This window comes from Huijunlia imazamoxiresistens (assembly GCF_037132455.1).
Lineage (GTDB): Bacteria > Bacteroidota > Bacteroidia > Chitinophagales > Chitinophagaceae > Flavisolibacter > Flavisolibacter imazamoxiresistens.
In genome coordinates this window covers 30,065-41,552 of sequence record NZ_JBBBEI010000039.1, presented here as the reverse complement: position 1 = coordinate 41,552, position 11,488 = coordinate 30,065, and the positions used below count along the sequence as shown (strand labels likewise).

At 59.8% G+C, this 11,488-nt stretch carries 5 protein-coding genes; 1 reads left to right on the top strand and 4 read right to left on the bottom strand.

All coding sequences use genetic code 11. The features are described from left to right. Nucleotides 1–126 precede the first annotated feature (126 nt). From V9K67_RS25015 to V9K67_RS25000, 4 genes are all read right to left on the bottom strand, one after another. Nucleotides 127–4,521, bottom strand: coding sequence for a hybrid sensor histidine kinase/response regulator transcription factor (locus tag V9K67_RS25015; RefSeq protein ID WP_336727518.1), 4,395 nt, complete (start codon nt 4,519–4,521; stop codon nt 127–129). A gap of 128 nt (nt 4,522–4,649) precedes the next feature. Then, nucleotides 4,650–5,798 carry an efflux RND transporter periplasmic adaptor subunit gene (locus V9K67_RS25010; protein ID WP_336727516.1) on the bottom strand — a complete coding sequence of 383 codons (1,149 nt, stop codon included), beginning with the start codon at nt 5,796–5,798 and terminating at the stop codon, nt 4,650–4,652. Nucleotides 5,799–5,813: 15 nt separating this feature from the next. Then, nucleotides 5,814–10,178, bottom strand: coding sequence for a CusA/CzcA family heavy metal efflux RND transporter (locus V9K67_RS25005; RefSeq protein WP_336727515.1), 4,365 nt, complete (start codon nt 10,176–10,178; stop codon nt 5,814–5,816). A gap of 93 nt (nt 10,179–10,271) precedes the next feature. Further along, nucleotides 10,272–10,649 carry a hypothetical protein gene (locus tag V9K67_RS25000; protein WP_336727513.1) on the bottom strand — a complete coding sequence of 126 codons (378 nt, stop codon included), beginning with the start codon at nt 10,647–10,649 and terminating at the stop codon, nt 10,272–10,274. Nucleotides 10,650–10,872: 223 nt separating this feature from the next. Here V9K67_RS25000 and V9K67_RS24995 point away from each other — a divergent pair, with 223 nt between their 5' ends. Next, nucleotides 10,873–11,451, top strand: a complete 579-nt coding sequence (locus V9K67_RS24995; protein WP_336727512.1) for a TetR/AcrR family transcriptional regulator — start codon at nt 10,873–10,875, stop codon at nt 11,449–11,451. Nucleotides 11,452–11,488: the final 37 nt, after the last annotated feature.

Sequence of the window (11,488 nt, the reverse complement as noted above, 5' to 3'; positions counted from 1 at the left end):
CACCCGGGGCTACTTTTGTTGAAGCCCTGCGGGCTTCCCGGTACCGTCCTCAGCAAAAGATGTGTCCTAACGGTAGCCCTATGTGGGGAGGGGGTGCCGCGCCCCCGGCGTGGCGGGGGAGAGGTTTTACGCCCCTGGCGGTTTTCCCTCCTGCCGGGCCTTGAGGTAGTCACTCGGGGACATATTGTACTTTTCCTTAAAGCAGGTACTGAAATATTTGAGGCTGCTGAAGCCCACTTCGTAGGCAATGGCCGAAAGGTCGTCCTGCCCTTCGTCCAGCAGCTCCCGGCTGCGCCGGAGCCGCACTTCCTTGACAAATTCCACCGGCGCCAGGTTCGTGAGGCTTTTCAGCTTGCGGTAAAAGGTGGTGCGTCCTAGGAGCAGGGCTTCCGCCACCATATCAATGGTAAACTGCGGGTTGGCCAGGTTGGCTTCCACGATCCGGGACACTTCTTTTAAAAACTCCTCGTCCCTGGCGGTAATCACCACCGGCTCCGCTGTTGTTTCGGGTTCGGCCGGTCCGGGCGCTGCCACGGTTGCCGGTGGTGCCACGGGCACTGTTTCCGAAAAGCCCAAAAGCGCAGCCGTCCGCTTCTTGCGCTGCCGTACTAGGTTTCCGACCAGCGCCACCACCATGGACACATGAAAGGGTTTGGTGAGGTAGTAGTCGGCCCCGTAGCCCAGGCCTTCCACCTGGCTCTCCACGGACGATTTGGCCGTGAGCAGGATGACGGGGATGTGGCTGGTCGCCGGGTCGTTTTTCAGTTGGTCCAACAGGGCAATGCCATCCATCTCGGGCATCATCACATCGCTGATCACCAGGTCGGGCAGGAATTGCTTGGCTTTTTCCCATCCCTCCCGGCCGTTCCGGGCTTCCAGCACGTGGTAATAAGGCTGCAGCTGGTCGGACAGGAACAGCCGTAATTCCGTATTATCTTCTACCAGCAACACTACCGGGGCTTCGGCAGGGGCAGGGACCGAGGGTGCCGGGGAGGCCGGAAATTCGGCTCCATGTGGGCCCCGCACCGAAAGCGGTCCCTCCTGCCCTTCCGGCGGGGGCTGCCCCTGCCCCAGTTCCACCGTGACTGTCAAACCGGCCTGGGGGTTATTGCGGGCTTTGATCGAACCTTTGTGTAGCTGGATTATTTCTTTGGAAAGGGCCAGGCCGATGCCCGTTCCGGCCACGGGGGCGCCTTGCGGCTGGTCCACTTCGTAGTACAATTCGAAAATAGCTGCGAGTTGATCGGCAGGCACACCCCTGCCCTCGTCGCTGACACTGATGGTAAAGCGGCGGCCCGCCTCTTCGCGGAGGCGGAGGTCGATCGCCGTTCCTTTGGGGGCGAACTTCAGGGCGTTGGACAGGAGGTTATACAACACGATGTCGATCTTTTCCGCGTCGATCCAGGCATGCAGCTCGCGGACGTTGGTACTGACGGAGAGGGTTACCCCCTTTTCCCGGGCGGCTGCGGAAAAATATTCCGTGATCCCGTGCACAAAGGAAACCATTTCCGTCAGGGCCGGCCGCAGGCGCATTTTCCCGCTTTGCATTTTCTGAAAATCCAGCAGCTGGTTCATGAACCGCACCATCCTCAGGGTATTCTTCCGGGCTACCGAAAGGTATTCCCGGTTTTTGGGTGAAAGATTTTCCTTATCAAGCACCTGCTCCAGGGGGTTGAGGATGAGGGTTAAGGGGGTACGCAGTTCATGGGAGATGTTGGTAAAAAAACGGATTTTGAGGTCGGTCAGTTTTTTTTCCACGGTGATGCGGTTCCGCAGCCGGATCAGGGTCAGGGCGATGCGGCGGGCAGCTTCCAGCAGGGCGATGGCCAGGGCAAAATAAACAAGATAGGCCCAGGTAGTGCGCCACCACGGAGGCGCGATCACCAGGGCGAAGGACCGGGGCGTTCCCTGCGGGTGGTCGCCCATGATTTTGACCTCGAAGACATAATGGCCCGGGGGCAGGTTGGAATAAGTTGCCCGGTGCGGACCGGTCGCCGGGTTCCAGTGCTTGTCCCAGCCCACCAGGCGGAAGGCGCAGGCCTGCTTTTGGCCGGAGCGGTAGTCCAGCACCGCGAAGTCGATGCTGACGGTGTTTTCATCCGCTGCCAGGTGCACGGAAGGGGCGCTGTTGATGTCGGTGGACAGGGGCGCATCCTCCCGGCCGGGCACAATATCCTGATTGTTTACCTGGAACCGGGTAAAGGCGATGGGCGCAGGAGCCTTCGACGCTTTAAGAGCCGAAGGCTGGAACAGCAGGTAGCCGTTCAGGGTGCCGAACAGGAGGTTTCCGTCCGGTAGCCCCAGGGCGGAGGCTTCCGAAAAGCCGTTCCGGGGAAGACCGTCGTAGGAATCGTAGTTGCGAAAACGGCCGGTTTGGGGTGTAAAACGGGACAAGCCGTTTTCGGTGGCCAGCCACAGGTTGCCTGCCCGGTCTTCGGCTATGCTCAGGAGGTAGTCGCTGGGCAGCCCCTGCTCCCGGGTAAACACCCGGAACCGGAGCGGTTTGCCCCTTTCGGCAATCGCCTCGTTCAGCCCGCCCCCGGCGGTGGCGATCCACATCCGGTTTTTGGCATCGCGGTGGATAAACTGCAGGTCGTTGGTGCCCAGGCTTTCCTTGTCGCCGGGGATCTTTTGATACAGGACAAAGCGGGTCTGCTTTTCGGCCCCCGCCTGTCCGTCGGCCAGGAGCAGTCCGTCGGTGGTGGCGGCCCATACCCGCCCCTGTCCGTCCAGCTGGAGGTGCCGGATCTTTTGGGCCAGGCCGGGGGGATAATTTGCAAAAGCATTCCGGGCATGGAGGAAGGTTTCTTTCCCGTTGGGGCGGACCAGCAGGTTAAGGCCTTTTTCAAAGGTGCCGATCCAGATGCGGCCCTGCCGGTCTTCCAGCAGGGAGTAGACCAGGTTGCTGCTCAGGCTGTAGGGATCGTTGGGGTCGGCCGCGTAATGGGTCAGCCGGTATTTCAGGGGCTGGCTGCTGACGAGGTCGGCCCGGAACAGGCCGTTGCCCTTCGTGCCCAGCCACATGGTGCCCGACCGGTCCTGCAGCAGGGTGTACACCAGGCCGAGGCCGCCGGGCGGTTCATTCAGGAAAAAGTGGGTGAGGGGCCGGCCATCCGCTTCGCGGAGGTACAGGCGCCCCGACTTGGCGGCCAGCCATAGCCGGTGGTGGTCATCGCAAAAGATGCCGCGGATATCGTTATCGGTTTTGGCGGCCGCCGAAGGATCGGCGGGCCGGGTGGCAAATTCATTGCTTTGAAAAATGATCTTTTCCACGCCCCGGCTGCCGGTACTGAGCCACAATACACCCGCCGGGTCGTAATACTTAACGGTCACTGCGTTGGAGAAGGGCGAGGCCCCGGGAGGAGGGGTAAACGGTTTGACTTCGTTGGTGGAAGGGTCGTACCAGCCAAACCCGCCCCCTTTCATAGCCACCCACAGGCGGGACTCCCGGTCTTCAAATACACTGTATTCGCGGATGGTATAGCTCATAAACGCATCCGTCTTTTGAAGGAAGCGCTGGAAGGTGTTTTGCTGCGGATGGTATTTTATGACGCCCTGGCGCTGGGGCTCGATCCAGAGCTGCCCGGACCGGTCTTCATAGATCGAATGGAGCGGCTCCGCCTGTGGCAATGCCTGTTGGCGGAAGGTCAGGGAGGCAGCGTCTACGGTGATCACTTCCCCTCCCGCCGTGGCGGCGTACACGGCCGCTCCGTTTTTTGAAACGTGAAGGGCGTTCAGCCGGAAAGCGGATAGTTGTTTTGTGGTGAGCTGACGGGATGCTTTTTCAAATACCGCCAGCAAGCCCGAAGCCGTGCCCAGCCATATTTTGTTTTTGTCTTCTGCAATAGCCGTAACGTTCTGCCCCTGGAGCAGGTTAGCGATAACAACCCCTTCCGGCAACCGGCAAAGTCCTTTCTCCGTCCCGATCCAGAGCGTGTGCTGCTGGTCCTCAAACAAAAAATTGACATGGTTGGACGGCAATGGGCGTTCCTTTTCATCCTTGCCGTAATGCAGGACCACCGGAACTCCGGGCCGGGCCGCCCGGATACAATAGATGCCGTTAGCGGCCGTGGTGCACCATACCTGCCCGTTGCTTTGGGGAAAGACCCGGTTGAAGGTGTTGTTTTCCTGCCCTTTGGGAAGGAGGCTGGCCAGCGGCCAGAAGGTGGCCGTCTTTTTATCGAAGCGGTAGACCTGGTTGTCATAGGCCCGCAGCCATAAATAGCCTGCTTTGTCTTCGACGATGCTTTCGATGCGGTTGCTTTTCAGGTGCGAGCTGTCGCCGGGGCGGGACTTGTAGGTGGTAAACGTATGCCCGTCGTAGCGGTTCAGGCCGTCCCAGGTACCGAACCACATAAAGCCTTCCCGGCATTTGGTGATGGCCATGACGCCGTCGTGCGACAGGCCATCCTCGGTGGAATAATGCTCTGTTTTGCTTTTTACCTGTGCCTGAAGCGAAACCCACCCAAACAGCAACACCCACCACAAGATCGTTCGTAATATTTCCCTCCCGGCCATCATGGAAGGAAAAATAATGCTTTTTACAGGCCGGCAGTCAAAAAAGTTGGTGGGACACAAATAGTAGATACGTAATAAAAACGGAGCGCCCCGCCCGGAAAAACATTCATTCCGGGCAGGGGCGCCCTGTTCTATTCTTCCTCACCGCTATTTTTCATCTTCATCAGCAGCGTATAGGCGTTTTGCGTAACGATACGGCCCGCAGGTAAAGCGGAACGGATTTCGGTAAATCCTTCTTCCGACGTCCCCGTCTCCACCGGCACCATGCGGAAGGCGGCGGCCCCTTGCTGCAGGAACAGGTAGTTTTTACTTTCCCATTTCACCACGGCCTCCCGGGGCACCGCCGTCACCCGGGCGCCGCTCAGCCGGATGGTGGCGTTGACGAAGGTGCCGGGCAGCAACTGCCGTCCCTGCTGTTCCAGGTGGCAGTGCACCTGCGTGCTGCGGTCTTCGCCGATGCTGGGGGTGACCAGCTGTACCCGGGCGGTGTAGCTGGCTTCCGGGCGGTTATTGGCGGTAAAGACCACCGGCTGGCCAGGCGCCAGGCGGGCGGCATCGTTTTCAAAGACGGTCAGCTCCAGGTGCAGGTCGTCGGGATTGATCAATTCAAACAGCACGTCGGTGGGCGCCACGTATTTTCCGATATTGACGTTTACCTTGCTGACATACCCGCTAATCGGGGCATAGAGCGGAACGCTGCGGGAAATGCTGTTTTCCGTGAGCCCTTCGGGCCGCAGGCCGATCAGCCGCAGCTTCTCCGCCAACGAGCGCAAAAGGATCCGCTGCCCTTCGTACTCGCTTTGCACCTGCTGCAGCGTTTTGTCGCTGGCTACTTTCGTTTCGTTCAGCCCTTTCTGGCGACTGAGGTCGGCTTCCAGGTAGCGCAGCCGGCTTTTGGCGGTCAGGTACTCCTGCTGCAGCTGGATGTAGGCGGGGTCTTCCAGCGTGGCCAGCACGCTGCCCCGGCTCACCCTGGCCCCCGGGATAAGGGCCGTGCGCTTCAGGTAGCCGCCCAGGGGCATGCTCACCGAAACGATATGCTGCGGCGGCACGTCCACCACCCCCGTAACGTTCAGGGTGCTGTGCAACTCCTTTTCTTCGGGCAAGCCGGTCACAATGCCGGCATTTTTCATTTGAGCGGGGGACAATTCCACTACGTCGTTTTCCACGGCGATCCGCGCTTCTTCTTTGGGCGTATCGGCCTGGGCGTTTTTTCCAGAAAGGCTGCAGGCCGAGAAGAGGACCGGCAACACCACTGCGAACCATATAGTTTTTTTCATGTTTGTTTTTTTGTGTTAGTGAAGGGCGCTGAGTCGTTCGATTTCAATAACGGCTTCGTTCAGCTGCTGTACGGCATCAAAGTAGTCACTGCGGGTTTGCAGGGCACCGTTGACGAGCACGACCCAGTCGAGGTAGCTGATCTCGCCGGCATTCAGCTTCGCCGTGGCGCTGCGCAGGATGAGGGCGGCATTGGGCAGCAGCGACCGGTGGTAGGCCTGCACCTGGGTTGCCTGCCGGCGTTGAATTTGGAGGGCATCCTCCAAACCGGCCAGGAGCTGCTGGCGGGTGGCCGCCAGCTCCTGCTGCCGCTGGCGGGCCTGGAGACCCGCCGCCTGGATGCGGGAGCGCTGGGCCGAAGCAAACAGGGGCAGCCCGATGCCCAGGGTGACGGCGGAAAAGCGCTTGCCGGAACCGAAATACTTTTCGGTGTTGTCCGGGGCGGTCTGCCAGCCGATGAAGGTGGCGCTGCTGTAGCCCGCGGAAAGCGCAGGCAGCAGCCTGCTTTTTTCCAGCTTTTGCTGGGCCTCGCCCAGGAGCACCTGCTGCTGCTTCCCTTGTATCAAAGGGTGCCGGTCGATGGCGGGCAACTGCGGTACTTCCGCCAGGGCATAGACCACCGAATCCGCTGCCGGCTCGGGCAGCCGGGAAGTGTTCAATAAAACCTGCAGCTGGTGGCGCTGCACGGCCTCGTCCGTGGCCAGGGCCTGCAGCTGCCGGGCGATCTGCTGCCGCTGGTTTTCGGCCGTAGCCCGCTCCAAAACGTCCACGTCCCCGGCCTTGAAGCGCTGCTCCACTTTTTGCAGGTAACCGGCATAGAGGCTGTCGGCTTCGGTCAACAGCCGGCGCTGCTCCCGCAGCACCAGCAAGCGGTAAAACAATTGCTTTACCCTCGTTCTTACCTCCAGCTCGCTTTGCAAAAAATCCGTTTCACTGAGGCCGGCCTGGAGGCGGTTGATGGTTCCCTGGTGCTTGTACACGGTGGGAAACTGGATGCCCTGGGTCAGGGAAAACCGGTTGTCGCGGGCCAGGCTGTTCAACTGGCCGTAATCCACCAGCAGGCCGGCCTGCTCAATCTCCAACGAACTTTTGCGCAGCGCCTGGTAGTAGGCCACCTGCGTGCGGGAAGCCTGCAGGGCGGCATTGTTCTTTACGGCGCTGTCCAGGGCGGCGGACAGGGTAATGGGCGACTGCGCCTGCAGGCCGCTGCCGAAAAGGAGCAGCACGGCCAGGGCAGCCGTTATTTTTTTCATGGGACGGGTATATTGAAAACCTTTTTCAAAAACGATATACAAAACCGGTAATACAAATAACGTCAGCAGGGTGGACACCAGCAGGCCGCCGATCACCACGGTGGCCAGGGGCTTTTGCACCTCCCCTCCTGCCCCCGTGCTGATGGCCATGGGAATAAAGCCCAGGGAAGGCACCAGCGCGGTCATCAGCACCGCCCGCAGCTTGGATTTAGTGGCATGGATCACAATGCGCCGCAGGTCGTGCCAGCCTTCTTTTTGGAGGCGGTTGAACTCGGAGACCAGCAATATCCCGTTGAGCACCGCCACGCCGAACAGGGCGATAAAGCCCACCCCCGCCGAAATGCTGAACGGCAGGTCGCGGGCCCAGAGGGCCAGGATACCGCCCGTGGCGGAAAGCGGGATGGCGGTGTAAATGAGCAGGCCCTGCTTGACCGAGCCGAAGGCAAAATACAGCAGCAAAAAGATCAGCCCCAGGGCCACCGGCACCACCAGGCTCAAACGCTCCTTGGCCGCCGTCATGTTCTCAAACGAGCCGCCATACACGATGGAATACTCCCGGGAAAGGCCCAGCCGCTGCCCCACCTTTTGCTGCAGCTCCTCGACGATGGACTGCACGTCGCGGCCGCTGACGTTGAAGCCTACGATAATGCGGCGCCGGGTGTTCTCGCGCTGGATCTGGTTCACGCCTTCCACTTCCTCCACGCCGGCCACCAGCGACAGCGGGATCTGCGTGCCCTGCCGGGTGGGCACCATCAAGTTTTCCACATCGGCCAGGGTTTGCCGTTGCTCGCCCGCCAGCCGCACCACCATATCGAAGCGCTTCTCGCCTTCATACACCTGCCCGGCCACCTGGCCGGCAAAGGCGGTATTGACCACCCGGTTGATGTCGGCCACGTGCAGGCCGTATTTGGCCATGCCGTCGCGGTTGTAGCGCACCACCACCTGCGGCATGCCGGTCACACGTTCTTCATAAATGTTCACGGCGCCCTTCACCGTCTGGATGATCTCCGTCAGGCGGTGGGCATAGGCGGAAAGGGAATCCAGGCTTTCGCCATAGATCTTGCACACCACGTCCTGGCGGGCGCCGGTCATGAGCTCATTGAACCGCATCTGCACCGGAAACTGGAAGCCCACGGTGATCCCCGGCACTTCTTCCAGCGCCCGGGTCATCTTGGCACTCAGCTCGGGAAAGTTGCGGGCCGAGGTCCAATCCTGCTTGTCCTTCAGGATCACCATCATGTCGCCGGCCTCGAAGGGCATGGGGTCGGTAGGGATCTCGGCGCTGCCGATCTTCGTTACTACCTTCTGCACTTCGGGAAAGCGTTCCAGCAAAATTTTGGACGCCTGCTGGGTGGAACGTATGGTATTATTCAGGTTGCTGCCGGTCAGCAGCCTTGTTTCCACGGCAAAATCCCCTTCTTCGAGCTGGGGAATGAATTCGCCGCCCATGCCGCCCAGGACCACCACCGCCACGGCAAACAGCCCCAGGGCGCCGCCGATGGCGGCTTTGGGAAAACGCAGCACCCGCTGCAGCAGGGGCTGGTAGCGGCGCTCCAGCCAGGCCATCATCCGGTCGGTAAAGGTGGGCGTATGCGACAGCTTTTTGGAGAGCAGCAGGGCCGACAGCATCGGCACATAGGTCACCGACAGCAGAAAGGCCCCGAAAATGGCAAAGGCGATGGTCAGCGCCATGGGCTTGAACATCTTTCCTTCAATACCTTCCAGCGACAGGATGGGCAGGTACACGATCAGGATGATCACCTGGCTGAAGACGGCGGATTGGATCATGGAGCCGGTGGAGGTGGCCACCTCCTGGTCCATCTGTTGCTGGCTGATGCGGGAAAGGCCGCGGAAGTGGCGCGAATGGGCAAAGCGGTGCAGGATCGCCTCCACCACGATCACCGAGCCGTCCACGATCAGGCCGAAATCGATGGCGCCCAGCGACATCAGGTTGCCGCCCACGCCAAAATGGTTCATCAGGATAATGGCAAACAGCATGGACAGCGGGATCACCGACGACACGATGAGGCCCGCCCGCAGGTTGCCCAGAAAGAGCACCAGCACGAAGATGACGATCAGGGCCCCCTCCAGCAGGTTGGTCTCCACCGTTTTGATGGCGTTGTTCACCATCTTCGTCCGGTCCAGGAAGGGTTCTATGATGACGCCTTCCGGCAGCATCTTCTGGATGTCGGCGATGCGGGCTTTTACGCGTTTGATCACTTCGGAGGAGTTCTCGCCCTTCAGCATCATCACCACGGCCCCGGCCACCTCGCCTTTATCGTTAAAGGTCATGGCCCCGTAGCGGATGGCCGACCCATATTGCACCCGGGCCACGTCGCGCAGCAGCAGGGGGGTGCCGTCGCCCAGGCTCTTGACCACGATCTTTTCGATGTCGGCCACGGTGGCGGTCAGGCCCTCGCTGCGGATGTACAGCACCGTGGGCCCTTTTTCGATATAGGCGCCACCGGTATTCTGGTTGTTTTTTTCCAGGGCGTCGAAGACGTCGGCGATGGTAAGGCCGTGGGCCTTGAGCTGCTCCTGGCGCACGGCGATCTCGTATTGTTTGAGCTGGCCCCCGAAGGAGGAGACCTCCGCCACGCCGGGAGTCCCCAGCAGCTGGCGGCGCACGATCCAGTCCTGCAGGGTGCGCAGGTCCATGGGGCTGTATTTGCCTTCAAAGCCTTTTTTGGGCCGCACCACGTACTGGTAGATCTCGCCCAGGCCCGTGGAGACCGGCGCCATCTCCGGCGCCCCCACCCCGTCCGGGATGTCTTTAGACACTTGTTGCAGGCGTTCGCTGATCTGCTGGCGGGCCCAGTACACATCGGTTTCGTCGGTAAACACGATGGTCACCAGCGAAAGGCCGAAGCGCGAAAAGCTCCGGATCTGCTTCAGGCCGGAGATATTGCTGCAGGCCTGCTCGATGGGAAAGGTAATGAGGCGTTCGATATCGGGTGCCCCCAGGGAGGGCGAAACGGTGAGCACCTGTACCTGGTTGTCGGTAATGTCCGGTACGGCGTCGATGGGCAGGCGGCTGACCTCGTAGGAACCCCAGCCGATGAGGGCCAGGATCAACAGGCCCACCACCAGCTTGTTCCGGACGGAAAAGCCAATGATCTTATTGAGCATAACGAGTTGGATTCTTTTCAGAAATGAGCACGAAAAGGCATCCCGGACCTCCCGGGAAGGCCAGAACATAAACGGTAATAGGGAAAAAGAATCCTACACCCGGGGCGGGCGGAAGAGGGCGGCCAGGGCCGGCGGCGACAGGTCGGGGGCGCGGTAACCGGGCTGGGGCCGCTGCAGCAGCACCACGCAGGTGGCGGGTACGGCGGGCTTGCTTACCGGCAGGGCCAGCAGGGAAACCGTGGGGCTGTACAGGTTTTTAAAGGGCAGCTGGTTATCGCGGTCCTGGTCGTTGTCATTCAGGTCCTGGCCCCAGTAGTGCATGGACAGGAAATCCAGAAAACCGACATTGGGATCCAGCTGGTGGTGCTCGCAGTAGTGCGACACCAGGGCCGGCAGCCGGAACACCTGGTTGAACGAGGTGGTCGTGCACAACAGGATGAAAAACAATATGGAGCAGCAGCCCTTTTTCACGCGTCAAAGATAAGGTTGAATAAAAAAATCTGGACAAGACGGTCTAAAATTACCGCTCCCACCACCAGTTACCTTCATTCATAACGGACTGCAAAGGCGGTTACCGCAACTGCCCGGAAGTACCCCGTCCTGTTTTCTGGCCAGCAGCCGGGGGAAAAAAATAAATAGACAGACTTGTCTACCTATCGAAAAATATCCTAAGTTTGCAGTAGAAACATTGGTTATGAAGTCAACGACCGCTATAAGATCCAAAATACTGGAGACCGCCACCCACCTGTTTTATACGCAGGGGTACAATTCTACCGGCATCAACCAGATCATTGACGAATCGAATATTGCCAAAGCATCCCTGTACCACCACTTCAAATCCAAGTCGGACCTGCTGTATGCGTACCTGGAAGAGTTCAGCGACCGCTGGTTTGTCCAGCTCCACAGCCATATTGATCCGCTGAACGACCCGAAGGAAAAGATCCTGGGCCTGTTCGACTTTCGCATGAACCGGCAGGTCGTGAGCAATTACGGGGGTTGCCCCTTCATCAAGGCCAGCGCGGAGGTGGCGCCCGAAGACCAGCGGGCCTTTGAGCTCATTAACCAGAACAAGATGAAGTTCCGCGACCTGATCCTGGAGCTCCTGCAACCGGCCGCTTTTAAAAAAGGCGCGTTGACGAAGGAAGAACTGGCGGACACCCTGTATTTATTGATCGAAGGGGCTACGGTAACGGCCGGCTTTCAAAAAACGAAGGCTGCCATGACGAATGCCAAAGCCATCGCCGAAAAGCTGGTAGAAGGGGCAATGGCGTAAAACCTCACCCCGGCTGACCACTGAATTTCATATTCCC